This window comes from Thermogemmatispora sp., from assembly GCF_019683635.1.
Taxonomy (GTDB): Bacteria; Chloroflexota; Ktedonobacteria; order Ktedonobacterales; family Ktedonobacteraceae; genus Thermogemmatispora.
Genome location: NZ_JADGIA010000005.1, coordinates 12,829 through 37,703 on the forward strand (window position 1 = coordinate 12,829; position 24,875 = coordinate 37,703).

Consider the following 24,875-nt stretch of genomic DNA (forward strand, 5'->3'; position numbering starts at 1 on the left):
TCCAAAGATTCAGCTTCTACCGTGTGAAAAGGGGCTTCATGGTGGTAAAGTACCAGGGGCTGGTGAAGAAAAGAGCAGAGGAGACTCTGACGGGGGGCGCTCTCGCCCCTTGGAGCTGATAGTAGCGGTGGAGGTGTCAGCGACTTCTGGCTCGGGCTGGAGGGACGCAGGAGGGGCGGGGGGATCTGCCGGGCTGCCGGGTACTGCGGTACCGGGCATAGTTTCGCCGTTCCCTCGTGTTTGTATGGTATGGTATGCTAAAGCCATCTTATTTTTTTGACGCCCCGGTTCAGTACTGATTACCCTGACCTGCTCGTACAGAGGTGGAAAGAACAGGGAAGCGGTGCACTGGGGGCCGACATCAAGAGAACTCATTATCAGCGAGTATTGACAGGTATCCGTAGGCATCTATGCACGAAAAAAGTATTCAGACGCTTGAATATCCCAAAATTCTGGAGCGAGTAGCCCGGGAGGCCAGTTTCTCCGCCAGCAAAGAGCTGGTGCTGGCCCTGCAGCCAGCGACCAGTCTCGAAGAGGTGCGGGAACGGCAGGCCTACACCAGCGAAGCGGTGCGTCTGCTCGACGTCCAGGCCAATGCCAGTGTGGGGCCGGCGCGTGACATCCGGGCGCTGATTGCGCGCGCTGCTCGTGAGGGGGTACTGACGCCCACCGAACTGGTGGAGGTGCTCAATACCCTGCGCAGCGCGGCCCAGGTGGCGCGTCTGCTGGAGAAGCTTGATCCCGACGAGTTCCCGCTTCTGCGGAGCCTGGGGGAGGCCATTCCTGAGCGGCCTCACCTCATCCGGCGCATTGAAGAAACCGTCAACGAAGACGGTGAGATCCTCGATAGTGCCAGCCCTCTGCTGAGACGCCTGCGCTTCGACATTCGCAGCGCCACCCAGCGCCTGCAAGAGCGGCTGCGCACCATTGTCAACGAACTGGCGCCCGCTCTCCAGGAGCCGATCATTACCATTCGCAACGAGCGCTACGTCGTCCCAGTCAAAGTCGAAAACCGCAATCTCGTGCGGGGCATTGTTCATGACCAATCGAGCAGTGGCGCCACGCTCTTCGTCGAGCCGCTGGTCATCGTCGAAATGAACAACCATCTGCGCCAGTTGCAGATCGAAGAGCGGCAGGAGATCGAGCGTATCTTACGCACACTCTCTCACGAGATTGGGCGTGAGGCCGAGGCACTGACGGCGATGGTCGAGCGCCTGGCAGAATTCGACCTGCACCTGGCCAAAGCCCGCTACAGTCGCCAGCTGCGCTGTAGCGAGCCGCGCCTCAACAATGAGGGGCGCATCGAGCTGCGCGGTGCCCGTCACCCGTTGCTGAGCGGGCGTGTTGTCCCGATCGACTTCCGCATTGGGCGCGACTTCTTCATGGTCGTCATCACCGGGCCGAATACCGGCGGCAAGACCGTTGCCCTCAAAACGGTGGGTTTGCTGACCCTCATGGCTCAGGCCGGGCTGCATATTCCTGCCGAAGACGGCTCCGAAATTGCCGTTTTTGAGGAGGTCTTTGCCGACATTGGCGACGAGCAGAGCATCGAGCAGAACCTGAGCACCTTCTCCTCGCACCTGAGCCGAATCATCGAGATCATCCGCCAGATCGAAGACTGGCATGAGCGCAGCCGGCCCGCTATCGGCGGCAAAGGCGCGCATGAGCTGATCGCCAGCAGCGTCGGAGGCAGCGAGCAGGTGCCGCCCATTTTGGTCCTGCTCGACGAGGTGGGGGCTGGCACCGATCCCAGCGAAGGCTCGGCTCTGGCCCGGGCCATCCTCAGCTTCCTTTTGGAGCGACGCATCACCACGGTAGCCACAACGCACTACACCGAGCTGAAAGCCTTCGCCCATGAGCAGCCTGGGGCTGTGAACGCCTCGGTCGAATTTGACGTCGAGACGCTTTCGCCGACCTACCATCTCAGTATTGGCCTACCGGGCCGCAGCAATGCCCTGGCCATCGCCAGTCGCCTGGGCCTCGATGAGGAGATCATCGCGCGGGCGAGGGAATTCCTGGGCAGCGCCGGCGTGCGCATGGAGACGCTGCTAGAGGGCCTGCAGCACGAGCGCAAGGCCGTGGCCGATGAGCGCTTCCGTCTGAGCATGGAGCGTGCTGAGGCCGAGCATCAGCGCCGTCAGCTTGAAGAGGAGCGCCGTCTCCTGGAACGCGAGCGCGTGCGCATCCTCAATGAGGCGCGGGCCCGCGCACGGCGTGAGGTCGAGGAGGTACAGGCTCAGCTGGCGCGTATCAAGCTAGACGTGCACCGCGTCAATCTGACGCGCGAGCGTCTCGATCAGGCGCGGCGCCAGGTGCGTCAGCTGGACGAGAAGCTGGAGCTGCTTCCCGAGCCGGCTCAGAGCCAGCCGCGAGAGGAGCGGGAGGAGCTAAGCGAGGGACCATTGCAGGTTGGTGATCTGGTGCGGGTGCTCAATTTCGGTCAGAATGCCGAGCTGGTGAGCCTGGCGCCCGAGCGAGGCGAGGCTGAGGTTCAGATGGGAGCTTTGCGCTTCCGCGTGCCGCTGGAGAACCTGCGGCGTCTCGGCGGACGGCAGGCGGCTGAGCATCAGAGCCGTCGTCAGGCTCCGGCAATCGTACTGCCGCGCGCCGAGGACCGTTCCGAGGTCTCCATGCAGCTGGACATCCGCGGCTGGCGCGTCGAGGAGGCGCTGGAGCAGCTGGAAAGCTACCTCAACGATGCCGCCCTGGCTGGCCTGGGGGCGGTGCGCATTGTCCACGGCAAAGGGACCGGCGCTTTGCGCTCAGCGGTGCGTGAGCGCCTGGCCAAGCACCCGCTCGTCAAGTCCTATCAGCCGGCGCCGGCGCGCGAAGGCGGCGATGGCGTGACGATTGTCAGCCTGAGCGCCTGAGTCAGCGGTGCCCGGCGCCAGCTGGCATAAGGGCAGACAGCGGGCAGTCCGTCCCGTTCTTAGCTGGTTGCAGCGCCGAAGTGCTGCAGCAGGGCCGTGAGCAGCTTCTCCGGGCCGAAGCGCAGCACATCGGTGGTTGGCAGGCCCGTTTCATCTTCGGTGCGGCGGATGGCCTCCTCGGCCTGCTGCAAGGAGAGGCCGCGCGTAATCAGGGAGATACCCACCACTTTGCTGTTGTGCTGACGGTGCAGCCAGTTGACTACCTCTTCGTTCATCTGAATCAGGCGCGACAGAGGCGGCAACGGGCAATGCGGATAACCCTCGATCGTGGTAGCTCCGGCCTGGTGGCAAAAGATCATGGCGTCGGGGAGCGAGCCATGCAGCAGGCCCAGCGTCACCGGTGAGTAGCCGGGGTGGTTGATCGAACCCTGGCCCTCCACAAAGACCCAATCGTGTTGAGCCGCCAGTTCCAGCGTCATTTCCTCGACCATGCCGGCGATAAAATCGCTGATGATGCGGTCGACGGGCAGGCCGCGCCCGGCGATCATAATCCCTGTTTGTCCGGTGGCGAAGAAGGCGCTGTTTAGCCCACGGGCGCGGGCGGCGCGATCGAGTTCAATAGCGACAGTCATCTTGCCAGTGGCGCAGTCGGAGCCAACGGTGAGCACCGTGTGGCTGCCGGGGCGATGCGGCTTGTAGGCGGCTACAACTTTCTTATCAGGCGGGCGGCGCACATCCCAGATGGTCACGCCGCGCCGTTCGGCGGCGGCTCGCAACTCGGGGTCGTCGGCGATGAAATAATGGAGGCCGCTGATGATCTCCAGGCCAGCCTCAATGGCGGTGAGCAGCTGAGCGCGCCAGGCCCGCGGCAGGTCACCCCCGATCGGAGCTACGCCGATGATGAGCGTTGTGGGCTGGTAGCGCAAGGCTTCGTGGATATCTTGCACCACAGGAATGCCGCGCCCGAGGTCTCCACCCAGCGCCTGGGCGGCATCTTGTCCGGCCCGTGTGCTGTCAATCACAGCTACCACCGGGTCCTGGCTGTAGCGGATGATGCCCGTGGCTGTCTTACCATAGTGCCACTCGAAATGGCCCTCGGCCATGATCACGATGCGTCGCGTCGGAGACATAAGGGGACTCCTTGCTGTCGTTAGGATAGGCTAGCGTAGAAGCGCGTGCCGAGACCGCTTGCTCTCCATTATATCAGAGGAGGTCGCCACCGGTCGCCCTGCGCGCTCTCACGCTCTCTGGCTGCCTATCTGTCTGTCAGCCTGCCTGCACTGGAGAGAGCGCCAGCCGGCCAGAAGGCAGGAGAGGGCTGGCAACAACCTCTAGACTCCTTTGCCCGAGCATGGTATCATGTCCTCTGATATCTGCTGATATCTGCGCAGCGCAGCGAACTCATTCTTCGCTCGGAGCAGAAGGGAGCACGATGAATTTTAACCTGATTAGCTGGCTCTTCACTGATCCCTGGACGGCGGGACAGAACGCTGGCCTGGGAGGCCCCGAAGCCTTCCATTTCTATGTGCCCTGGCTCATTTTCTGTACCGCCGGCCTGCTGATCTGCTTCTACTACGCAGTCGAGGGCCGCAAGCGCTTCTTTAAGAACCAGGCCGTGATCAAGTATATGCTGGACCGCTATTTGAGCTGGTTTGCGGCCATCTGCCTGGTTGGCTATCCGCTGATCTTTGCCCGTGCTTATCTGGATCAGTACTTCTTTGCCTGGCGTGTCTGGCGCTATCTCTGGCTGCTCTGGCTGGTAGGCTGGGCGATCTGGTGGGTGGTCTATCTGGTGCGCAAGTTCCCCCAAGAACAGGCGAGTTTTTTGGCCTATCGACAGCGCCAGCAGTACATTCCGAAGAGCAGCCGCCGCAAGGCCAAGGCGCGCGCGGCCTCTCGCTGAGGAGTGCTGCGCTGAGTGACGGCCAACGCCAGCGCCTTTTTGCTTCGCTTGCTCACTCGCTTGTGAGTTAGTTTGCTCGCCAGCGTAATAGAAAGCCACCGCATCGGGCCTGCCCTCGTGCTCTCGCCACGGCTGGGCGTGGGCTTGGGGGAGGCTTTTTTTGGCTGGAAAGCTATGGAGTCCGGGCCGACCTGGAGCAACCCGCCATGACCTATGCCCACCTACTGATGATGAAGAAGCTGCGTCCTGCCGTGCCTCAACGAGCCTCTGCGCCCAGCCAGCCAGCCGCGGCCTGTCTGATCCTGGCCGGCGGGCGCAGTCAGCGCATGGGATATGACAAAGCCCTGCTCCCGCTGCCGGCGGCTGAGGCGAAAGGCCAGACTTTCCTCGGGCGCCTGGCTCATCTGGCTCTGACGCAGACACCGGAAGTGCTTGTCGTGGTGCGCGATCAAAGCTCTGCCGCGCGCTATGCTGACCAGCTCCCAGCGGCGGCGCGTCTGGTTGTCGATCTTGTCCCCGATCAGGGTCCCTTGATGGGCCTCTATAGCGGCCTGCTCGCTATGCAGGCTCCGCAGGCTGTGGTGCTGGCCGTCGACCTGCCACTGCTTCATCCTCAGTTGCTGACCTGGCTGCTCGGCCTGCCTGCTGATGACGAACGGCTTGCTGTTCCCCTGGTGGGACAGCGTCCGCAGGTCTTGCTGGCACGCTATCCTCGCTCCCTGGTGAGCACCATCGCCGCCCTGCTGGCCCGGGGCCAGCGCAATCCCCGCAGTCTGCTCGCTGTTGCCCCTGTGCGCTGGCTTAGCGAGGAAGAGCTGCGGCCCCTCGACCCCGAGCTGCGCTCGTTCCTCAACGTCAACACTATCCAGGACTGGCAGATCCTCGAAGAGCGGCTGAGCGAGGGCCGCGGCCAGTGAGTCAGTGGAGGCAGGGGAGAGCGCAGGCAGACGGCTACAGCCTCGCTGTGCGCAAATGTGGCTCGCTCAGCTGTGGCCATCGACTGACGAGGGTCGCTGACGCTCTTCCGGTGCTGGCCCTACCACTGGGACGCTGTTGGTGGCAGTCCTGGCGCGGCGATTGGCCAAAGCCCGCAGCTCCTCCTCAAAGCCACGCAAGCTGAGCCAGGCGCGCGTCTCGCCAGTGACGACCACATCCACCTGGCGCAGGGACGCTAGATCGGCTGCACCACTCAGCTGCATAGCGATTTTCAGCTCCGTCAGTGTCTGCTCCAGCAGCTCGCAGACGCGCTCGTAGCTCTCGCTGGCCGCCTTCAGAAAGGGGAAACCCATCCCGACCAGCGTCGCGCCCAGCGCTATGGCTCGCGCTACGTCCAGCCCGCTGCGCACACCGCCGGTGGCGATCAACGGCAGGCCAGCTACCCCAGCTTCCACCAGAGCGATGGGCGTCGGAATCCCCCAGTCGCGGTAGAGCTGTCCGATTTGTTGGGCCTGCGCCTCACCGTGGACACGGGCCCGCGCGGCCTCCAGTGCCGACATGCTGCTGCCGCCGGCCCCGCCTACATCGATTGCGGCCACCCCGCAGGAGCGCAGCAGCAGAGCCTGCTCACGGCAGACGCCGGCTCCTGTCTCCTTGGCGATGACCGGCACCGCGATCTCCGCGGTCAACCGCCGCAGGGCTGTGGCCACACCGCGCATGCGCCGGTCGCCCTCGACCTGGGTCGCCTCCTGGAGTGCGTTCATGTGAACCGCCAGGGCATCGGCCTGGACCATGACAATGGCCTTCTCAACCTGAGAGAGCGTGAAGGCGGGATGGCGTTCCTGGTCGATCAGCTGCGGTGCGCCGATGTTGGCAATAACAAAGGCATGGGGTGCCTCCTCACGGACAACAGCGTAGGTTGGGACCAGGTCAGGATTGACCAGCGCAGCTCGCTGGCTGCCTACTCCTAGTGCCAGCCCGTAGCGCTCCGCCGCCCGTGCCAGGTTGCGGTTGATAGTCACAGCCTCGGGGTGGCCGCCGGTGAGAGCGGAAATGACCACTGGGCTGGCCAGGCGTCGCCCCAGAAAGGTGGCTGTTGTGTCGACCTCCTGCAAGTCAATCTCGGGCAGCGCCTGGTGGACCAGGTGAATATCACCCCAACCGGCCCGCTGGCTGACACCAATCCCTTCCTCTAAAGCCACGGTGATATGTTCAAGCTTGCGCTGTTTGATCTCGTCTGTCATGTGCTGCTTTGCGCCTCCTTGAAAATAGCTCGTCTTCCTCTCCAGAAAAAAGCTCCTGTCAGATAGACGAGAGGAGGCAGGAAGATGAGTAATCCCTCCAGGGCTTGCCCGAGAGCACTGCCGATCCCTAGCAAGGCGAAGCTGAGCAACGCAGTAAGTGAGAAGAGGAGCGCGCCCCCGCTCAGAGCATCCCCGCGACGCAGGGTTGCCAGTCCCAGGACGGGCAGGGCATACCAGGGCCAGAAATTGAAGCTGAGCAGCAGCAACCAGGCTCCGAGCGCTAATAAGCATGAGGTGATAAGCGAGGATAGGGATTGTGAGATGAGTGGCGGGCAATCGCGTCGAGAGCGGAACCGAGCGGACATACTGGCCAGGAGCCAGATGAAGAGCAGAGTGAAGCAGAAGAGGGCCCCACCTTTGACCGTTAGCTCGGCAGGTTGAGCTGGCTGACGGTGACGCGGCGAGTCCAGCAGGACGGCTAGAGGCGTATAAAGCCAGCGAAGAGGAGGAACCAGCAGCGCCAGGGGCGAGCGAGCAAAGGAGTACCAGCCAGAGGCAGCCATGATAGCGCGATAGCTGTCGGCCCCGCGCCACAAAGGCAGCGCTAGCAGCAGCACCACGACGGCTGGTAACAGCAAGCGCCAGGTCCAGGCCCAGAGCCTGCTCCACCTGGAGCCTGCTGCTGCTCTCTGCCAGAGCGAGAAGCCAGCCAGCAGCGGCCACAGCGGAAGAGCCAGCGGACTGAGAGCGACCGCCAGCCCGAGGGCCACCAAGGCCCCTCCCTCGGCCAGCAGAGCAACGGCCCGTGAGCGTTCCCCCTGCTCTCCGGCCAGCAGCCCCCAGAGGGCGAGCAGCAGCAGCGTCAAGAGCAGGCCCTCGCTGTGTCCATCGCCGGCCAGAGCCAAGAGCGCCAGTGGATTCCAGGCATAAAGCAGGCTGCCGGTAAAGCGCGCGTGCGGTGAGGCCCCCAGCCGTCCCAGCAGGGACCAGATCAAAAGGGTATTGAGCAGGTGAGCTAGCAGCAGCAGGCCCTTGAGCAAGAGCAGGCCCAGCGCTGGCGAAGAGGCCCCCGGCAGGAGGGCGAGCAGGGCGCAGAGCCATTCCCAGAGGGGACCGTAGACCAGGGGGCTATGGCGAGTGAGCGGTGTGAGCCAGGACCAGTATGGATCGGAGACGAGCGCGGGCGGAGTCGTTCGCCAGGGAGCAAGACCGTAGAGAGCGATCAGGCGCCCACTAAATAAAGAGGCGAAGGCCGTGTCGCTAAAGAGCGTCGGCAAGCACAAAAGCGTCAGACCGAAGAGTAAGGAAGGTCCCAGCACCAGGCCCAGCATCGAGCCTGAGCCGCCCGGATGATCGCCAGTCAGGGAGCGCCAACCGGCCAGGGCGTAGCAGGCTGTCAGCGCCAGCAAGAGGGTCAGCAGCAGGCTTATGGCGCCAACCCGCGAAGGGGGAAGGGCCAGGTTGGTCCAGGATTGCAGGGCCTGCAGCGGCGTCGGGACCAGTCCCAGGCCCGCAATCGGACGCAGCGCCAGCAAGAGGAGCACATACAGCCCCTCACTCACAAGGGCGAGGCCGAGCAGCACAGGCCAGTGGCGCCGAGAGATGACCTGCGGCTGCTCGACCGTTGAGGCAAGCAATGTTTTAGTCACACGCCAGATCCTTCACCGGGCAGAAATCGATAGCGATGCGTGACGCAGCAAAGTGCCCGGTGCCTCCCTGCCTAAGATAATCCCAGACGTTGGAAGGCCGTGTCAATATAGGGAAGATAGTAATCGATCTGCATCAACTGCTGCAGCTCCTCGGGCGAGAGGTAGCGCGTCACCTCGGGGTCGCTGCTCAGCGCCTCCAGGAGGGCCGGGCCGCGGATCGGGCCGTCACTGGCCAGGCGCCAGACCTGCTGAGCATTGCGCTGAACCATCTTGTAAGCCTCCTGGCGTCCGACCCCCTTATCGATCAGCGCCAGCAGCACCCGCTGCGAGAAGATCAGGCCGCCGGTCATCTGGAGATTGGCCTGCATGCGGCGCGTGTCCACCTCCAGGCCGGCCATCACCTGGGTGAAAATATGGAGCATATAGTGCAGCAGCGTAAAGGCATCTGGCAGAATGATGCGCTCCGTCGAAGAATGACTGATATCGCGCTCGTGCCAGAGTGCCACATTCTCCAGCGCGGTCACCGCGAAGCCGCGCAAGACGCGGGCCAGGCCGCAGAGGCGCTCGCATAGCTCAGGATTGCGCTTATGCGGCATCGCCGACGATCCCTGCTGACCCGAGGCAAACGGCTCAAAAACCTCGCCGACCTCGGTTCGCTGCAGATGGCGAATCTCCTGCGCCATCTGTTCCAGGCAGGCGCCGACCAGCGCCATTGCCGTCATCAACTGAGCGTGGCGGTCGCGTGTCACAATCTGGCTGGAGACCGGTGCTACCCCGATACCCAGCTCGGCGCACACGAACTCCTCGATCTGTGGGGGAACCGTTGCATGCGTGCCCACTGCACCAGAAATCTTGCCAACAGCGGCCTCGGCCAGAGCGGCCTCCAGACGCTGGCGGGCGCGGCGCAGCTCATCGACCCACAGCGCCAGCTTCAACCCGAAGGTGAGCGGCTCGGCATGGATACCGTGCGTGCGCCCGACCATCAACGTATACTTATGGGTGAGAGCCTGCTGCTCGACCGTGGCCAGCAAGCGATCGAGGCTGACCAGCAGCAACGCGCCGCCCTCCTTGATCTGCACGGCCAGCGTCGTATCCAGGATATCGGAAGACGTCAGGCCCAGATGGATAAAGCGCCCCTCTGGTCCCAACTGCTCCTGAATCGAGCGCAGGAACGAGATCACGTCGTGGTGCGTCTCGCGCTCGATCTCGCGCATGCGCTCGGCATTGTAACTGGCCTGGCGGATCTTCTCCAGCGCCTCGGCAGGAATCACGCCTTCGCGCGCCCAGCCCTCGCAAACCAGCAGCTCCACACGTAGCCACGTATCTGTTTTATGCCGGTCCGACCAGATGGCGGCCATCTCCGGCAGGGTGTAGCGTTCGATCATTGGGCAAGTGCCTCCTCTTCTAACCGCTCTCACGGGCGGAAATAGATCACCTTGTCCAAGTGCAGTGTACCACATGAGCGGGCCAGAGCGGGCCGGCAGCAACGGGCTAGCAGTGACGGAGGCTATCGAGAGAATCGGGCATAAATCCCGCCAGATTTGTGTTACTATGATAAAATAGTCCCGGGCATCCATCCCCACGGCGCAAGACAGGGTGACCCATCCTGTCCGGGGGAAGGAGAGGGAAAGGGAAAGCTCCCCATCTGCGGGAGCGGGCTGGCAGGGGCTGGCCGCGGTCTCGCTAGCGCAGGAGAAGCCCCGTCAGATCGAGCGAGCGGGGCCGCCGCGCCTTGACGTACTCCATTCCTCTCGCTACAATCGTGTCGCTACCAGCGTACGCGATACCAGTGTGCTCGCCAGTAATCCTACGTGTCAATATGACTAGGGAGTCTGTGTCATGAAGAAGGGGATTCATCCAACCTATGTCGAGGCCACAGTCGTCTGTTCCTGTGGCAATACCTTCCAGACCATGAGCGTCAAGCCGGTGCTCAAGGTCGACATCTGCTCAAAGTGCCATCCGTTCTTCACGGGTCAGCAGCGCATCCTCGATACAGCTGGCCGTGTGGAGCGCTTCCGCAAGCGCTTTAACCTGCAGGAAGAAGAAGCAGCCATGAAGTGAGGGCAGTTGGCAGATGGAACGGGCCGATCGCCTACCTGCCGTCGCGCGCTCCCGTCTCATTTGGCTCAGCGAGATTGAGCTGAACTGAGGAGGGCTGCGTGCGCTCCCTGGGCAGGCGATCGGCTTTGCTGTCTGCCGCCCTATCCGCGCACACGGTGTTATATCATGCAGGAGCAGCGGGAGCGAGTGCTGCTTGCTTCTCTGTTCTGGGCTATGCTATACTCGGCCTACCGGCTCCTGCCAGGGAGCCGGGCAGTGAACGGAAGGGGGAGCGTGCCCCAGTGAGTCAACGCTGTATTGTGTTTCTGATCTCCGATACGGGAGGAGGCCATCGTAGTGCGGCCCTGGCCATCAGCAGCGCCATTCAGCTGCTACAGGAGCGCGCAGCGAGCAATGGAGACAGCGGGCGAGTAGAGCGAAACGAGGCGAAAACAACGGCGGATGCCCGACCAGACCCGGGCAATGGAGCTGATGGCAGGGCCAGGGCCGGATCAGGCGCAGGAGAGGCTGGTACGCAGCTCAGGCTTGAGATTGTCGAAGCCTTTGAGGAATGTGGAGCCTTCCCCCTGCGCCAGTTTGCCAGGCTGTATGGTCCGGCCAGTCGTTACACGCCTGGCCTCTATGGGCTGATCTTCCATCTTTCCAATCATCCCGGACGCATCAACGAAGTGCAGCACCTTCTCAGCCCTCTGATGCTCAAGAGACTGGAGCGGCGCCTCAGCGAGCTGCGACCTGACGTCATTGTCTCAGTTCATCCTTTGCTCAACTATGTCACTGTGGCCGCGCTGCGGCATCTGGCGCGCCCGGTGCCCTTCCTTGTCGTTGTCACCGATCTCATCTCAGCTCATCATTCCTGGTTTACTGAAGGCGCCACAGCCTACGTCGTTCCCACCGAAGAGACCAGGCAGCTCTATCTGGCACGTGGGCTGGACCCGGAGCGCGTCCATCTCCTCGGCATGCCGATTCACCCGCGCTTTACCCTGCCCGTAGCCAGCCGTGAAGAGCTGCGGGCGCAGCTTGGACTGGAGCCGGAGCGTCCGGTGGTGCTGCTGGTCGGAGGGGGCGAGGGCAGCGGCGGCCTGCGCACCGCGGTTGAAGCCATCTCCCAGGCGCGGCTACCGGTGCAGCTGCTGGTCGTCACAGGGCGCAATCGGCGCCTCTATACACAGTTGCAGAAAGAGCAGAGGAAGTGGCAGGTGCCCGCCAAAATCATGGGCTTTGTGACCAATATGCCCGAACTGATGCATGCTGCTGATGTCATCGTCACCAAGGCTGGCCCAGGCAGCATTTGCGAGGCTCTCTCTTGTAACCTGCCCATCATCCTCAGCGGCTACGTTCCTGGTCAAGAGGAGGGCAACGTCACTTTCGTTGAGCGCAACGGCGTGGGAGTCCTGGCGCGGGAGCCACACCAGTTGGTGCAGGCGCTGCAAGAGTTGCTGGAGCCGGGATCGACCCTTCTGCAGCAGCGAATCGAGAACGCGCGGCGCCTGAGCCGTCCACAGGCGGCCTTTGACATCGCCCGCCTCATTCTCAGCTACCTGCCGCCGCCAGGCCAGCCTGGCCCCTGGGAAGATCGGCAGGTTGTGACCCAGGTTGCTACTGCCAAAGTGAAGGGAAGATGATGGCCAAGCGCTTCAAAGCGAGTTTCTCCAAATTTTACTACGGTGGACAGGCCGTCATGGAGGGCGTCATGATGCGCGGACGCACCTCGGTCGCGATGGCCGTGCGCCGCCCTGATGGCAGTATCTACCTCTACGAGGAGCCGCTGCAGCCGCGGCTCTATCGCAATCCCCTGTTTCGTCTTCCGTTTCTGCGAGGCCTCTTGCTCCTGTGGGAGACGCTGGTTCTGGGGACGCGCATGATGGCGCTCTCGACCAACATCGCACTGGGGCTGGAGGAGTCGGCCAGGAATGGCGAGACTGCGGAGGAGCAGAAGCCGGCGCGAGCTGGGGGGGTGACTATGGCCGGTACGCTGGTGATCTCGCTCGGCTTCGCTATCGCGCTCTTCTTCCTGCTACCGGTCTTTCTCGCCGGTCTGGTGCCGCTGCCTCCTGGGAGCGGCTGGCTTAATCTCTTGCTGGAGGGGTTGATCCGCCTGGTGCTCCTCATCGGCTATTTGCTCCTGATCGGGCGCCTGGCCGAGATCCAGCGCGTTTTCGGCTACCACGGGGCTGAGCATAAGGCCATCAATGCGATGGAGCAGGGCGAGCCGCTCGATGTGCCCCACGTGCGCACCGCCTCGCGAGTGCACACGCGCTGCGGCACCGGTTTCCTGCTCCTGGTCGTTGTTGTCTCAATTGTGGTCTTTGCCCTGTTTGGCTTCCCCTCCCTCTGGTTGCGGTTTCTCTCCCGCGTGCTGCTTGTGCCCGTCATCGCGGCTGTCGCCTACGAACTTTTGCGTCTGGGAGCGGCCTGGTACCATCTGGCGCCGGTACGCTTGCTGTTAACTCCTAGCCTGGCGCTTCAGGGTTTGACGACGCGCGAGCCTGATGATAGCATGATAGAGTGTGCAATCGTGGCGCTAGAGCGCGTTATGCAGCGCGACGCTGCCGAAGAGCGAGGACAGGCCGCTGACTTGCCACCGTTAGTGGCCTCGCTCTAGCCCAGGCGAAGCGGTGCGTCTGACCTGATTGGTCCAGGTCCAGTTCAGGCACCGTGGAGGCTCTGACTGCCCCTGGTGGCCAGGGCGTCGCGCAGGAGGGCTGCGGTGGGAGGAGACGAGGTGAAGCGATAAGGATGAAAATGAAGATGAGGGGGCATTTCTTATAGAGAGCATGGAGCAGAAGCAGACGAGCGAACAGCTAAAAGAAGGCAATACACCGCAGCAGCCGCTCGTGGGGAGTCCTGTCTACGCTGATCCACCGGCGCCGACGGTGACGGCGATCCCGCAAGCCGATGAGACCCCACATCTCCAATTCTCGCGCTGGCGCTGGGCCTTGACCGGGGTTATTCGCGTCCTCTATCGTCGCTGGACGCGCATTGCGGCCCGTCTCTTCCCGGAGAACTCGCCGAGCGAGCGGCTGGCGCGTGCCCTGCATATTCCTCTCCCTGATCAGCTCAACCTGAGTTGGATCACGGATCAGCTGGCAGTTGGGGGGCGTATCCACCCACAAGACATCAAGGCGCTGGCGCGTCTGGGCGTCACCCATGTCGTCGATACGCGTGCTGAGTATGTCGATGATCGCCAGGCCCTGGCCAGGGCTGGTATTGAACTGCTCCATTTGCCCACGCCCGATACGCAGCCGCTCTCGCTAGAGCAGCTGCTGGAGGGGGCCCGCTGGGTCAACGAGCGCATCCAGCGCGGCGGGCGTGTGCTCGTCCATTGTGAGCATGGGGTAGGTCGCAGCGCCCTGCTGGCCTGCGCCGTTCTCGTCTATGGGGGCATGCATGCGCGCGATGCCCTGGCGCTGGTGCAGCAGCGGCGCTGGCAGGCGGCCCCGAATCACAAGCAAGTCGAGCGGCTGCGCGAATTCGAATCGCTGGTGCGGGCCGCGCGGAGCAAGTAGCGCTCGATGGCGTGGGCCACACCATCCTCGCTGTTGCTGGTGGTTGTTGCGCGGGCGGCCTGTTTGACTGCGGCGCTGGCCTGACCCATTGCTATCCCGAAGCCAACCCGCGAGAGCATGCCTATATCGTTCTCGTTGTCGCCGATGGCCATGACCTCGGTCAGCGGGATGTGTAGCCGCTCGGCCAGGGCGGCCACCGCAGTGGCCTTAGAGCAGCCGGCGCGCAACAGGGACAGCTCCCCACACTGGTAGTTGCCGCGCTCCAACAGGAGCCAGGAGCAGTCAAGCGCGGCCACGGCTGGCACCAGCAGGCGGAGCCGCTCCGGGGCCTCCAGGGCCACCAGGCGCAGCACTGGCTTGCTCGGCCTCAGCAGCTGCTCACGCGGCAGCCGACGCAACTCGGCGGCGTGGACCGTAAAGTAAATCTGTTGCCAGGGAGAATCCAGCTCGGCGGGGCCGGTCCATACTTCCTCGTGCAGAGGGTCGCCGAGCGGCTGAATCACCGGCTGCAAGCCTTCGGCCAGGAAGAGCGAGATGCCCTGTTGGGCGACCTGATCCGGTAGCGGGTTGCTATAGAGGACGCGCCCGCTGGGATGCTCAACGATCAGGGCGCCGTCGTAGAGAATCAGCGGCGCAGTTAAGGCCAGCTCGTGCGCAATGCTGGCGGTGTTGCCATAGCGGCGGGCGGTGGCCAGGGTCACGATGACGCCGGCAGCCCGGGCCTCGGCAATGGCGGCGCGCGTTCCCGCCGTAATCTCGCCCCCGGGCGTCAGCAGCGTGCCGTCGATATCGATCACCAGCAGCTTGCAGGTCGGTTGAGCTGGTGGCGTGGTCATCAATGCTTGTTCTCCCTCTTTCCACATATTCCAGAGACAGATAGAAAAAAATGGGTGTGGGCAGGAAAGCACAACACAAATGAGAAAGCGACGGGAATAAAGCGCCCGTCGCTTGCACAGCACGCTGTCTGGCTTCCCTGAAAGACAGACCTATTATAGGCGCCGCTTTGGGGGAATGCAAGCACAGGGGGCCATTGCTAGGGCAAGAGTACTGGCCCGTCTGAGCGGCCCGCCACTCCCTGACTGCTTGCGCTTGCCTGGCTGGCTGGTCCTATGCCGGTCCTGCCAGTGCCAGGCTATGACAGGGTGAGACTGGCTCTCCCGGCCAGGAAGCTGGTAGAATCGAAGCATGAGCACAAAGGAACAAGCAACAGATTCGCTCGCACTTGAGCGTCAAGGAGCGCTGGCGGAGGCGGAGGAAGTGGCGGCGCTGGTGGGGCCAGAGGTGGCGCAGCCGGGGATGTGGCAGCCCTGGCGCGATCACCGTGGCCTGCCGCTTCTACCCGACGAAGAACCCGTCAGCACGGTGCGCGATAGCCTCTATGATCTGATCCCTCTTGGTCCGCGCGAAATCAAGCTGATCAGCAGTGCCCCCTTCTTGCGTCTACAGAAGGTCAAGCAGTTGGGCTTTGTCTATCGCATCTGGCCGGGGGCGACGCATACACGCTATGAGCATAGCCTGGGTTGCTACCATCTGGCCGTGCGCGCCGTACGGGCGCTGCTTCAGCGCGGCAGCAACGGTGGCCTCTACGGCGTCTCCCTCAAGAGTGTGCAGACGCTCATTGTGGCGGCCCTGCTCCACGATATCGGGCACTATCCGTTTTCGCACGTCATTGAGGAGCTGGGCCATCCGATCATTGCCCATGAGCGCGTCGGACGCTCGATCATTGAGAATAGTGAGATTGCTGCGATCCTGGAAGAGGAGTACCAGCTCTCTCCCGAACGGGTGGCGGACTTTATCGATCCGCCGCCGGGCAAGCGCTTGCCCGAGGATGACGAGCTGCTACACAGTCTGCTGAGTGGGGCTTTGGATGTCGACAAGCTGGACTATCTGCCGCGAGATGCGCGCGCCTGCAATGTGCCCTATGGAGGCGTCGATGTGGCGCGGCTGCAGGGGGCGCTGCGTGTCCATCCCAATGTTCAGGGGCAGCGGCGCATCGTTGTGACGCATAAGGGGATTAGTCCACTGCATTCGTTGCTGCACGCCCGCCAGGAGATGTTTGACAATATCTATTGGCACCATACCAATCGGGCCTTTCAGGTCATGCTGATGCGGGCTGTGCAGGAGGCGCTTCTGACGGGGGCACTGAGCGCCGAGCGGTTGACCGGGCTAGACGATGCCTCCCTGCTGACTCTGCTGGCTGAGCCACAGATGCCGCCAGCCTCACGGGCGCTAACGGAAGCTCTGGAGCTGCGCCGACCCTATAAGGATGCGCTGGAGATCAGTCGCCCGGCGGGTCAGCTCTTCCAGCGTCTGGATGCTCTCTACTGGGATGCCCAGCGCCGGCGACGCGTTGAGCAGGCTCTGGCAGCGGAATTAGCGCGGGCTTTGGAGACGGAGATCGCCGACTACGAGGTGCTGATCGATATTCCGCGCCCGGTCAATTGGGAGATGGATGTCTGGGTCTGGTTCGCCAATCCGCCGGTAGGGATGGAGGCCCTGGTGACCTGGGTCCAGGCGACGGGCCTGCAGCCAGATGATCTGGCGCGCTACGAGCTACATCAGCGGCGCATTCGGGTGCTGGTGCCCGAGCGTCTGCGAGCGCCGCTGCGCGCTCATCGCCAGGATCTGCTGCTCCCCTTGCTGCAGCGACTGCTGGCGATGTAGTCGAGTAAGAGCAGCCCGAGCAGCTAGGGCGCCTGAGCAGCTAGGGCGCCTGACCTGCACTGAGAGCCAGAAATAGCCGCGGCCTGCCCGAGCTGGCCAGGCCAGAGCCGGGAGGGCGCGCGTCCTCAGCGCAGGCGACGCTCTTTGTGCTGATACATCAGGCGTACGGCTTTTTCGTGAATGCGCTGGGCCGGACGATAATCGGGGGCCAGCTGCAAGGCGTAGCTGGCGACGCGAGCCGCCTCGCGGTAGCGGCCCAGGCGATAAAGATTATCGGCCTTGATGGTCCAGAAGCGCACATTATGCGGATCAAGCTCCAGCACGCGCTCGATGGCCTCGATGGCTTCCTCGAAGCGTCCCAAACTGCGCAAGGCTCGCATGTGCATCTCCCAGGCCAGCAGGCTACCAGGGGTCAGGTGTGTCAGCTGGCTGGTGACCTCGAACAGCTCTTCCATCTCGCCGAGAGCGCGCAGGACCTGAGCCAGCAGCGACAACGAGAGAGGATCGTTCGGGGCGAGCTGCAGAGCGCGATGCATCAGTTCGCGCGCTTCCTGGGGGCGGCCCAGGCGCCGTAGTAGCTCGCCTTTCATCTGAAGAACAAAGAGATAGTCGGGGTCGCGGACCAGGCTCTGATTGAAGGCTTCGAGGGCCTCGGAGAGCCGATTGAGATTGAGCAGAGCCGTACCCTTGTTGGCCCAGGCGCGGGCGTCATTGGGATCAAGCTCCAGCGCGCGCTCGGCGCTGCGCAGGGCCTCGGGAAAACGCTGCTGGAGGATTTGCAGGCCGCTGCGGTTGAGCCAGGCGAGCGCCAGCTGGTGATTGAGCAACAGGGCCTGATCATTGGCGATCGTGGCCTCGGAGAGGCGCTCCAGCTTTTGCAGAGCCCGCGCCTTGCATGCCAGGGCCAGGGCAGAATGAGGCTGCAGCTCCAGCGCCTGCTCGCTGACGGCCAGCATCTGCTCATAGGCTCCGCTGCCGTCGAGGGCGAGGGCCAGCCCGATTAAGGCCTCCTCATCTTCTGGATTGAGTGCCAGCAGCTGCTGATAGCTGGCAGCGGCGGCCTGCCAGTTACGGTGCTGGAGCTGTTCTCTGGCCTCATAACAGAGGTCCTCGACGGTTGAATGCCTTTGTCCCCCTTGGGGTGTTTGCTTCTCTGCCATTCCTTTTCTGCCTTGAAGGCTGCCACCTCTCTGTCCTGCAAGCAGAGTGCGCAGCCTCGCTATCTGTAGGTGCCATTATCTCATGAGAAGGAGCGTCCGGGCAAGAGGGATCTCCGGCATTGCTTGCGCTCTCATCCTGCTGCTGGCTTACAAATCCTTTACACATCTCTGAGGAATCTCTGACGATCTCCCGCTATAGTACAGGGCAGAAACACAAAGGCGCGAACCCGGTTGTGATCGACATCATCCTCTATGAGCGTACATAGCAGAGGCAGCGTGGCCGGGGACCGCCTGATAGACGGCCTGGTGCGCACGAAGCGACGAGCGAGCAAGCTTCGTGCCCTGCTTTGCCTGCCCACTGTCTCGCCAGGAACCTTCTCTTTAGTAGTATTATAGAAAGCAGTGTCGGGAGAGAGTATCGACGGAGGTTGCAGGCTCATGTATAATCCGCACGCAGAAGACGAAGCAGGGATGACCGATCCCTACAATCAGCAAGTAGTGGCTGCTCAATATCGCCCGAGTGAAGGTGCAGCGGGAACGGGTGGGCCGGGTGATCCGGCGATGTCTGCGGGCAGCCCGTATTATGGAGGAGGCGGACCGCTTATGCCACCGGCGTCGCCGCCTCGACGCGGCTCCTCGTTCCGCGCTGTGCTGATCACCCTGGTCCTGGCCGTGGTCCTCGGTGGACTGCTCTTCGCCGCCGGCTGGCAGTTTGGCAATGCCAACGGTGTCGCCTCGGCGACGTTGCAGACGGGCAGTAGCAGCAGCACTACCACCACCAAGGTGGTGACGACCGACGAGCAGGCGCGAGAGGCCGCCATTGCCAAGGTCCAGCCTGCTGTGGTGCAGATCAATGTCTCGACGGCCTCGGGCGCCTCGGGCATCGGCTCCGGCGTCATCATTGACAAGCGCGGCTACATCGTGACCAACTACCATGTGGTGGAAAGCGCCCAGCAGATTGAGGTCGTGATGGCCGATGGCACCCACCTGACAGCCCAGGTGGCCGGCACTGATCCCGCCGACGATCTGGCGGTAGTCAAGATCAATCCGCCAAGCAACATCACCGTTGCCACCCTGGGCGACTCTTCGAAGTTGCAGGTGGGGCAGGAAGTGCTTGCCATCGGGAACCCTCTCGGCGAGACGCAGACGGTGACCCACGGCATCATCAGCGCGCTGGGTCGCACGGTCTCTGAGGAGGGCCAGGGAACGGCGGTGATCGCCAACGCTATTCAGACCGATGCCCCGATCAACCCGGGCAATAGCGGCGGAGCGCTGGTCGATCTCTCGGGCAATGTCATTGGTATCCCAACGGTGGCGGCTATTGATCCCGAGTTCAATACGCCAGCCAACGGCGTTGGTTTTGCCATTCCCTCGAATCGGGTGCGCTTCATTGTGCAGCAGATTATTGCAACGGGGCAGGTGACACATACAGGGCGGGCGGCCCTGGGCGTGCGGGTGGCCTCAGTCACACCCCAGTTGGCCGCTCAGGATAATCTGGCCGTTGACTATGGCTCCTTGATCGTCTCAGTCACGGCCAATGGGCCAGCGGCCCGCGCGGGCCTGCGGGCGGGCGATATCATCGTGGCTATCGATGGCCAGAAAGTCACCGATAACCAGTCGCTCAGCGATATCCTGGTGAATAAGAGTCCTGGCCAGACCGCCAAGGTAACGGTCTACCGTGGCAACCAGCAGCTAACAGTCACCGTGACCCTGGGCGAGCTGCAGGCCGGCAGCTAGGCTGAGCTGAGCTGAGCCTGGCTGGTGCCGCACCTGGTTCCCTGGCCAGGCTGAGGTGATGCGCCGGCTCGGCAGACCATCCTGTGGAGTGCAGACAGTGGGGAGGGAGCAGGCGAGAGGTTGAGTGCATCTCTCTTGCTCGCTCCCTCCTTGTGTTTTGTTGGCTCATCAGGAGCAGACAGACAGACGAATAGATGCCCGAAACGAGCCGAACCGGGTCCAGGTCGGTGACGAGTTAGCCGGAACGCTGTGTTAAGATGAGACTGGCTGCTGACTGGAGGCCGGGACTTCAGGCGCGGTAGTGCTGGCCGGCGCTGGCTGTCGAGGTCGGCGCCCGGTGAGCAGAACGCCGCAGAAGAAGACGATCCAGCCCAGGGCCATAAAGAGCCAGAAAGTGCTTTCCAGTCCCATGAAGCGCGCGAAGCTGCCAGCGGCGGCGTTGAGCAGCTCCCCGACCAGAATCAGGATGTTGCCCCAAAAGATGTTACTGGTCTGCAGGCCACGGATCGAAGGCTGGCGCCGTAGCAGCTTCCAGAGCGAGTAGAGTAGCACGCCGACGACAGCCACTACGCCAGCGGTGTTCAGGATGATAATGGTAGCGACACCCGCGCCGAGCTGGAGAACGCCACGCCCCGAGCTGCCGATGACATGGCTGAGGGCTTGCTGATCAACGCCCGCCGTGGCCAGTGAGATGATGGCCAGCAGGCTAACAAGGGCGAGCGCAATCAGACAGGCCAGGGTCACGCGCCGGCTGCTGACGAGCGCGATGCTGCCCAGGCCGAGCCAGGCTGAGGTCAGGGCAGCACCGAAAATATAGTAGATGCGGAAGAGGATGATCCCCAGGGCGCTTGTCGGCTGCGCAGGAATCATCAGGACGTAGGCCAGCGTGGCCACAAAGGCCATCGCCAGTGCCAGGGACCAGTAGAGCTGATGGGGCCGATGACGTTGCAGATATTGGGCAAGGACGACGCCAGCAAAGGCGGCGGTGACAATGACGTTAACGATGGCAAAGCTCACTAGAAGAACTGTCTCCATAGATGGCCTCCCGCAGGCAGTGCCCCATTGAGAGCGGTGAACCCTGCAAAATCTTGATTGGATCGTGTAGATTATACAAAAACCTATGCAAACTTGCACTGCCTGCCGCCCTCTCTCCTCGCTGGCTGGTCTCCCCGTCGACCGCCTGTGAGCTGGCTGTGATGCTGACGCGCGCTCCTCATGCCCTGCCTGGCCTGCCTTCCTCAGAGGGCAATGATGGCCTGGCGGAGATAGCCGCGGGCGCAGGCCAGCCGGCGAAACGTGCGCCGCTCTTCCGGAGGGGCAAGGAGTCTGAGGCGGATGGCGTTCCACTCCCAGCGTAGGGCCTCGTAGAGCTGGAAGCTGGCGACTTCGCGCTCGAAGGCGCGGAAGAGTTCTCGGGCCTGGGCGAGGTAGGTCGTGAGGATGAGAGCCTCCAGGCTCTTGACAATGAAGCCGCCCCGAGCCCAGTGCCAGCTCCCATCGAGGAGGATCAGCTCGGGGCGCTGCCAGACCTCCAGCGTCAACTGGCTGAGCCGACTGGAGGCGCTAGGAGTGGTGAAGAGGGCGAGCTGGAGGCGGAGCTGCTGCAGATCCCCATCGCGCAGCAGGCGCCCGCGCAGATGGCGCGCCAGCTCTTGGGCCTCCTCCAGGGCGCCACGGTCCTGGCGCAACAGGGCGCGTTCGCCCCAGAGCACCGCCAGATAGGCACAGGCAATTTCTTCGTAGGGGAAACCTCGGGCCAGCTCCCGTGCGGCATGCGCCAGGCGCAACGCTTCGTTGAGACGACCAGCCCTCTGGGCCAGGGTCGCTGCCCGGATCAGGAGACGGGCCGAGCTTTCGACATCGCTGCTGGCCAGGATCAGCGTGGGGTCCTCGCTGGTCCCAGGAGCCGTAAGGGCTGAGGCCAGGAAGGGCGAAGCCACGAGCATGGTTCTTCTGAGCATAAAGGCGTTCCTTTCTTTCGAGAAAACCTGCATCAAGGCATGACAACAATGATCGATCAGTAAGAGATGCTCCAATGGCCTGGCCCCGCTCGGGCGCCCTCCCGCGACCTTCGCCATCAGAGGCTCTCTGCTCTGCTAGAGAATCTCCAAACGTGCTTGCTCCGTCCCCAGAGGCGTCGTGGCCAGCGGATGACGCATGACCCCATAAAGGCGGCGCTCCTGCCACATGGCTTCATGACGGACAACAAAAGGCAGGCCGTTCTCATAGCAGCAAACCAGATAGTAGTTCCCCGGTTGATATGGCTCCTCTTCGATGCTGTGGACGCGAACATTGGCCGCCTGGTCCTGCCGGATGCGCTCCGCTAGCTCCTCTGCCTCGCTCCTGGTCATGGTCCGTCCTCCTTCTTCCATATGTGGAATATCACTTATGACCTTTCTAATCAACAATATCACAAGTGACATAGATTTTTCAAGAGACCTCCCCTGTATAATCAAGGCAGATTAGCGCAAGAGAAAGGCCCTATGGTTCGTCTGAAAGTCAAAGAAATCCTGGCGCAGCGTGGCATCAGCATGAGCAAGCTCTCGCGGATGTCGGACATCTCCTTTAGCACCATTAACCGTATTTGCAATGACCCGAGCTATAGCCCAACGGTACACACACTAGAGCAACTGGCAAAAGCGCTGGGACTACATGTCGCGGATCTGCTAGAAGAAGTGCCGGACCCTCCCGAAGGAGAGACTTGAGTGGGCAGGCAGGGAGAAAAGCGTGGTACCAGGACCAGAGCTTGCACGAGGGGAGCGACCCGGCCTATAGTATGGAAGAGGACGAAGCGAAGAGGCAGACCCTCCTGAGCGAAGCGTAGCACACCCCTCAAGGTTGAAGGCATGGCACAGAAACGAGGAGTCATCAGCAAAGAGCAGACAGAGAGACAACTCGCGCGAGAGCAGCGGCGCGAATTTGAAGCCGAGCTAGCCGCCCACTACGAGCAGCAGGTGGGGAGGCCGCGCGATCGGCGGCGCCTGATTTTTATGGGGGTTCTGATCCTTGTGGCCCTGCTGGCCGGAGGCTACATTGTGCTGACCCTCCTGCCTGCTCCGGCCCAGACGCCGAGCGCGGGCATTGCCGTTGGGCAGCCGGCGCCGGACTTCACCCTGCCTGTCTATGGTGGGAGCGGTGGCCCGACCATCAGCCTCAAAGCTCTGCGTGGCCATCCGGTCGTCATCAACTTCTGGTCGGAATCCTGCGACCCCTGTCGGCGCGAAGTACCGCTACTCCAGCGCACCTATGAACAATATGGAGCGCACGGCGCCTTTGTCCTGTTGGGCATCAACCAGGCCGATCCCAAAGAAGACATCGCCAGCTTTGGGCGAGCCTTCAAGGTCACCTATCCCTTGCTCTTCGACGCCGGCGGCAACGTTAACGCCGCCTACCATATCACAGCCATCCCCACTACCTACTTTATCGATCGCCAGGGCATCGTCCGCGCCGTAGCCATTACCGAACTCAGCGAGCAGAGCCTGCGTCAGGGCCTGGCCGACATCGGGGTTCAGCTTCCCTGAAGACCGGGTCTCTCTCTAATGAGCTGCCTGTCTGTTGGCCTCATCTTGGTCGTGGCCGGGCCAGGAGGGCGAGCGGGCCTTACGCGTCATCAGCAGGCCGATCAGAGCGACGATCAAGAGCAAGCCCCCCAGCAGCAGGCGCTCCGCAGGTGTGCTCAGAGCCGCTTCCGGGAGAGCAGCGAGGTTGCGATCCGGCTGCTTCTCGGCAGTGGAGCTGGCGGACGCGGGCGTCCCCGTCGAGCCTGGTCGAACCCCGCGCGGCCCCTCCGTCGCAGCGGCAGGCGTACGAACGGGGCCTTCTTGCTGAGCGAAAGGTGGCGTCGCGGAGGCCTCCGCCGCCCTCTGGACTGCTGTGCTCATAGTGCTCGACGAGCCTCCCCTCAACGAGGTCAGCAACCCAGAGAGCAGCAGCGCCAGGGCGATCACCGCCGCCAGAGCGCTGAGGACCCGTACAACGCGGCGCAGATTCTGGCGTCTCGCGCCAGCTCCGTCTGTGGGCCGTAGCTGACGTCTCTGAGGCGAGAGCGCTGAGGGTAAGGGAGCTGAGAGGGCCACAGGCTCCTCCGCAGCCGCCGATGTGTCAGATGTCACGCTCTCCTGCCATTCGGGCGTGGAGGAGGTGCGCAACAGCTCAGGAGTCAACGTAAAAGCGCGCGGCGGCGTCGCACGCGGCAGTGCTCGCAGCAGATCGCGCGTCAGGCGCAGACTCGCCAACTCTGAACGGCATGACGCACAGTGGGGCAGGTGAGCAGCGCAGAAGGCCTCTTCCTCGGAAGAGAGGGCCCCGTCCAGATAGGCTGAAAGCTGCTCAAGTGTCAGATGCTCCTGATGATCCTGTGCCACGACTCTCTCACTCCAGTGCCAGAAAAATGCCCCTCTGCAGACAAGTCTGCCTCGCAGTGGCGCTGCCCCTTCCTCATCTCCTCAGCGGCACACCTGCCGTGACGTAGTGTAGAGTAGAGCCAGCACCTCTTAGGGTGAACGAAACTGGCGCGGCAAAAGTTCCTGATAGCGGGCCAGGTAGGTCCGCAGACGGGCGCGGCCCCGCGCGATACGCGAGCGCACCGTCCCCAGCGTCGTATGCGTTACCGTCGCGATCTCCTCGTAGGGGAGTCCCTCGATATCACAGAGGATCACCGCCAGGCGTTGCTCAGGGGGAAGCTCGGCCAGGCCGCGCTGGATGAGTTCCTGTAGCTCCTGATGGAGCAGGTACAGCTCCGGGTTGGCCTCCAGCGCTGGTGAAGCCAGCTGAGCCAGAGTGACCGGCGACTGCGGATCATCCTCGTCGCGGGCCGCCTCCAACGACTCATCTGGGTGACGGCGTTGGCGGCGCCAGTGGTCGTAGACCAGGTTGGTGGTGATGCGCAACAGCCAGGAGCGAAAAGCCGTCCCGCCGCGGAAGGTTGCCAGATGGCGGAAAGCCGAAAGAAAGGTGTCCTGTGCAATATCGGCGGCGAGGTCCGCATCGCCCAGCATACGCAGAGCCACATTATAGACGCTGGACTGATAGCGCAGGACCAACTCGTTAAAGGCGCTCACGTCGCCGCTCTGACTCCGGGCGAGCAGCTCCACCTCATCTGCGTCTGGCCGTGCGTGCATCAAGCAGCCTCTCCTCCTGGTCAGA

General features: G+C 62.9%; 22 protein-coding genes. 11 read left to right on the top strand and 11 right to left on the bottom strand.

Going from position 1 to position 24,875, the window contains the following annotated elements; all coding sequences use genetic code 11:
* Positions 1-410: 410 nt before the first annotated feature.
* On the top strand, positions 411-2,870 hold the full coding sequence (locus IRZ31_RS01295) for an endonuclease MutS2 (RefSeq protein WP_297148712.1): 2,460 nt from the start codon (positions 411-413) through the stop codon (positions 2,868-2,870).
* Positions 2,871-2,929: 59 nt separating this feature from the next.
* On the opposite strand, the gene IRZ31_RS01300 is transcribed toward IRZ31_RS01295, so the two are convergent.
* Positions 2,930-4,000: a DUF1611 domain-containing protein gene (locus IRZ31_RS01300; protein WP_297148713.1), complete on the bottom strand. Its 1,071-nt coding sequence runs from the start codon at positions 3,998-4,000 to the stop codon at positions 2,930-2,932.
* A gap of 302 nt (positions 4,001-4,302) precedes the next feature.
* Here IRZ31_RS01300 and IRZ31_RS01305 point away from each other — a divergent pair, with 302 nt between their 5' ends.
* Both IRZ31_RS01305 and IRZ31_RS01310 read left to right on the top strand, forming a co-directional pair.
* Positions 4,303-4,773, top strand: coding sequence for a hypothetical protein (locus tag IRZ31_RS01305; RefSeq protein WP_297148715.1), 471 nt, complete (start codon positions 4,303-4,305; stop codon positions 4,771-4,773).
* A gap of 206 nt (positions 4,774-4,979) precedes the next feature.
* The gene (locus IRZ31_RS01310) at positions 4,980-5,690 is read left to right on the top strand and encodes a molybdenum cofactor guanylyltransferase (RefSeq protein WP_297148717.1); all 711 of its coding nucleotides are present in this window, start codon (positions 4,980-4,982) and stop codon (positions 5,688-5,690) included.
* 66 nt (positions 5,691-5,756) lie between these two features.
* Here the strand turns inward: IRZ31_RS01310 and fni are convergent, their stop codons facing one another.
* From fni to purB, 3 genes are all read right to left on the bottom strand, one after another.
* The gene (fni, locus tag IRZ31_RS01315; protein ID WP_297148719.1) at positions 5,757-6,953 is read right to left on the bottom strand and encodes a type 2 isopentenyl-diphosphate Delta-isomerase; all 1,197 of its coding nucleotides are present in this window, start codon (positions 6,951-6,953) and stop codon (positions 5,757-5,759) included.
* Positions 6,950-8,602, bottom strand: coding sequence for a hypothetical protein (locus tag IRZ31_RS01320; RefSeq protein WP_297148721.1), 1,653 nt, complete (start codon positions 8,600-8,602; stop codon positions 6,950-6,952). Before IRZ31_RS01320 ends, fni begins: the two co-directional genes overlap by 4 nt.
* 71 nt (positions 8,603-8,673) lie before the next feature.
* Positions 8,674-9,987, bottom strand: coding sequence for an adenylosuccinate lyase (purB, locus tag IRZ31_RS01325; protein ID WP_297148723.1), 1,314 nt, complete (start codon positions 9,985-9,987; stop codon positions 8,674-8,676).
* Between the two features lie 454 nt (positions 9,988-10,441).
* Here purB and rpmE point away from each other — a divergent pair, with 454 nt between their 5' ends.
* The 4 genes from rpmE to IRZ31_RS01345 all read left to right on the top strand — a co-directional run bounded on the left by rpmE (position 10,442) and on the right by IRZ31_RS01345 (position 14,169).
* The gene (gene rpmE, locus IRZ31_RS01330) at positions 10,442-10,663 is read left to right on the top strand and encodes a 50S ribosomal protein L31 (protein ID WP_052889984.1); all 222 of its coding nucleotides are present in this window, start codon (positions 10,442-10,444) and stop codon (positions 10,661-10,663) included.
* Positions 10,664-10,944: 281 nt separating this feature from the next.
* Entirely contained in the window at positions 10,945-12,285 is a 1,341-nt protein-coding gene (locus IRZ31_RS01335; RefSeq protein WP_297148729.1) for a glycosyltransferase, read from the top strand.
* Positions 12,282-13,265 carry a DUF1385 domain-containing protein gene (locus IRZ31_RS01340; protein WP_297148732.1) on the top strand — a complete coding sequence of 328 codons (984 nt, stop codon included), beginning with the start codon at positions 12,282-12,284 and terminating at the stop codon, positions 13,263-13,265. The genes IRZ31_RS01335 and IRZ31_RS01340 overlap by 4 nt, the downstream gene beginning before the upstream one ends.
* 172 nt (positions 13,266-13,437) lie before the next feature.
* Positions 13,438-14,169 carry a dual specificity protein phosphatase gene (locus tag IRZ31_RS01345; RefSeq protein ID WP_297148735.1) on the top strand — a complete coding sequence of 244 codons (732 nt, stop codon included), beginning with the start codon at positions 13,438-13,440 and terminating at the stop codon, positions 14,167-14,169.
* Here the strand turns inward: IRZ31_RS01345 and IRZ31_RS01350 are convergent.
* Entirely contained in the window at positions 14,106-15,005 is a 900-nt protein-coding gene (locus IRZ31_RS01350; protein WP_297148737.1) for a Cof-type HAD-IIB family hydrolase, read from the bottom strand. The two genes, IRZ31_RS01345 and IRZ31_RS01350, sit on opposite strands and share 64 nt — an antisense overlap.
* Before the next feature lie 349 nt (positions 15,006-15,354).
* Here IRZ31_RS01350 and IRZ31_RS01355 point away from each other — a divergent pair, with 349 nt between their 5' ends.
* Positions 15,355-16,833 (top strand): HD domain-containing protein, encoded by a 1,479-nt coding sequence (locus IRZ31_RS01355; protein WP_297148739.1) that lies wholly within the window; start codon positions 15,355-15,357, stop codon positions 16,831-16,833.
* Positions 16,834-16,958: 125 nt separating this feature from the next.
* On the opposite strand, the gene IRZ31_RS01360 is transcribed toward IRZ31_RS01355, so the two are convergent.
* Positions 16,959-17,993 carry a tetratricopeptide repeat protein gene (locus IRZ31_RS01360; RefSeq protein ID WP_297148741.1) on the bottom strand — a complete coding sequence of 345 codons (1,035 nt, stop codon included), beginning with the start codon at positions 17,991-17,993 and terminating at the stop codon, positions 16,959-16,961.
* A gap of 438 nt (positions 17,994-18,431) precedes the next feature.
* On the opposite strand from IRZ31_RS01360, the gene IRZ31_RS01365 reads away from it, so the two are divergent.
* Complete coding sequence (locus IRZ31_RS01365) at positions 18,432-19,730, top strand: trypsin-like peptidase domain-containing protein (protein WP_297148743.1); 1,299 nt, start codon at positions 18,432-18,434, stop codon at positions 19,728-19,730.
* Between the two features lie 252 nt (positions 19,731-19,982).
* Here the strand turns inward: IRZ31_RS01365 and IRZ31_RS01370 are convergent, their stop codons facing one another.
* From IRZ31_RS01370 to IRZ31_RS01380, 3 genes are all read right to left on the bottom strand, one after another.
* Positions 19,983-20,765 (bottom strand): hypothetical protein, encoded by a 783-nt coding sequence (locus IRZ31_RS01370; protein ID WP_297148745.1) that lies wholly within the window; start codon positions 20,763-20,765, stop codon positions 19,983-19,985.
* Between the two features lie 203 nt (positions 20,766-20,968).
* On the bottom strand, positions 20,969-21,808 hold the full coding sequence (locus IRZ31_RS01375) for a hypothetical protein (protein WP_297148747.1): 840 nt from the start codon (positions 21,806-21,808) through the stop codon (positions 20,969-20,971).
* A gap of 18 nt (positions 21,809-21,826) precedes the next feature.
* Complete coding sequence (locus tag IRZ31_RS01380) at positions 21,827-22,081, bottom strand: hypothetical protein (RefSeq protein WP_297148749.1); 255 nt, start codon at positions 22,079-22,081, stop codon at positions 21,827-21,829.
* 132 nt (positions 22,082-22,213) lie between these two features.
* On the opposite strand from IRZ31_RS01380, the gene IRZ31_RS01385 reads away from it, so the two are divergent.
* Positions 22,214-22,435: a helix-turn-helix transcriptional regulator gene (locus IRZ31_RS01385; protein ID WP_297148751.1), complete on the top strand. Its 222-nt coding sequence runs from the start codon at positions 22,214-22,216 to the stop codon at positions 22,433-22,435.
* A 141-nt stretch (positions 22,436-22,576) separates the two neighbouring features.
* Positions 22,577-23,251, top strand: coding sequence for a TlpA disulfide reductase family protein (locus IRZ31_RS01390; protein WP_297148752.1), 675 nt, complete (start codon positions 22,577-22,579; stop codon positions 23,249-23,251).
* A 15-nt stretch (positions 23,252-23,266) separates the two neighbouring features.
* Here IRZ31_RS01390 and IRZ31_RS01395 read toward each other — a convergent pair whose 3' ends face one another.
* Positions 23,267-24,094 carry a zf-HC2 domain-containing protein gene (locus IRZ31_RS01395; protein WP_297148754.1) on the bottom strand — a complete coding sequence of 276 codons (828 nt, stop codon included), beginning with the start codon at positions 24,092-24,094 and terminating at the stop codon, positions 23,267-23,269.
* Positions 24,095-24,223: 129 nt separating this feature from the next.
* Positions 24,224-24,850 (bottom strand): sigma-70 family RNA polymerase sigma factor, encoded by a 627-nt coding sequence (locus IRZ31_RS01400; RefSeq protein ID WP_297148756.1) that lies wholly within the window; start codon positions 24,848-24,850, stop codon positions 24,224-24,226.
* Positions 24,851-24,875: the final 25 nt, after the last annotated feature.

Excerpts from the sequence above, each read along its gene's own strand:
- IRZ31_RS01305 (WP_297148715.1), top strand. The coding sequence starts at position 4,303 with ATGAATTTTAACCTGATTAGCTGGCTCTTCACTGATCCCTGGACGGCG.
- IRZ31_RS01300 (WP_297148713.1), bottom strand. The coding sequence starts at position 4,000 with ATGTCTCCGACGCGACGCATCGTGATCATGGCCGAGGGCCATTTCGAG.
- IRZ31_RS01340 (WP_297148732.1), top strand. The coding sequence starts at position 12,282 with ATGATGGCCAAGCGCTTCAAAGCGAGTTTCTCCAAATTTTACTACGGT.
- IRZ31_RS01295 (WP_297148712.1), top strand. The coding sequence starts at position 411 with ATGCACGAAAAAAGTATTCAGACGCTTGAATATCCCAAAATTCTGGAG.
- IRZ31_RS01345 (WP_297148735.1), top strand. The coding sequence starts at position 13,438 with ATGGAGCAGAAGCAGACGAGCGAACAGCTAAAAGAAGGCAATACACCG.
- IRZ31_RS01390 (WP_297148752.1), top strand. The coding sequence starts at position 22,577 with ATGGCACAGAAACGAGGAGTCATCAGCAAAGAGCAGACAGAGAGACAA.
- fni (WP_297148719.1), bottom strand. The coding sequence starts at position 6,953 with ATGACAGACGAGATCAAACAGCGCAAGCTTGAACATATCACCGTGGCT.
- IRZ31_RS01310 (WP_297148717.1), top strand. The coding sequence starts at position 4,980 with ATGACCTATGCCCACCTACTGATGATGAAGAAGCTGCGTCCTGCCGTG.
- IRZ31_RS01375 (WP_297148747.1), bottom strand. The coding sequence starts at position 21,808 with ATGGCGAAGGTCGCGGGAGGGCGCCCGAGCGGGGCCAGGCCATTGGAG.
- IRZ31_RS01400 (WP_297148756.1), bottom strand. The coding sequence starts at position 24,850 with ATGCACGCACGGCCAGACGCAGATGAGGTGGAGCTGCTCGCCCGGAGT.
- IRZ31_RS01355 (WP_297148739.1), top strand. The coding sequence starts at position 15,355 with ATGAGCACAAAGGAACAAGCAACAGATTCGCTCGCACTTGAGCGTCAA.
- IRZ31_RS01365 (WP_297148743.1), top strand. The coding sequence starts at position 18,432 with ATGTATAATCCGCACGCAGAAGACGAAGCAGGGATGACCGATCCCTAC.
- IRZ31_RS01385 (WP_297148751.1), top strand. The coding sequence starts at position 22,214 with ATGGTTCGTCTGAAAGTCAAAGAAATCCTGGCGCAGCGTGGCATCAGC.
- IRZ31_RS01350 (WP_297148737.1), bottom strand. The coding sequence starts at position 15,005 with ATGACCACGCCACCAGCTCAACCGACCTGCAAGCTGCTGGTGATCGAT.
- rpmE (WP_052889984.1), top strand. The coding sequence starts at position 10,442 with ATGAAGAAGGGGATTCATCCAACCTATGTCGAGGCCACAGTCGTCTGT.
- purB (WP_297148723.1), bottom strand. The coding sequence starts at position 9,987 with ATGATCGAACGCTACACCCTGCCGGAGATGGCCGCCATCTGGTCGGAC.
- IRZ31_RS01370 (WP_297148745.1), bottom strand. The coding sequence starts at position 20,765 with ATGGAGACAGTTCTTCTAGTGAGCTTTGCCATCGTTAACGTCATTGTC.
- IRZ31_RS01380 (WP_297148749.1), bottom strand. The coding sequence starts at position 22,081 with ATGACCAGGAGCGAGGCAGAGGAGCTAGCGGAGCGCATCCGGCAGGAC.
- IRZ31_RS01360 (WP_297148741.1), bottom strand. The coding sequence starts at position 17,993 with ATGGCAGAGAAGCAAACACCCCAAGGGGGACAAAGGCATTCAACCGTC.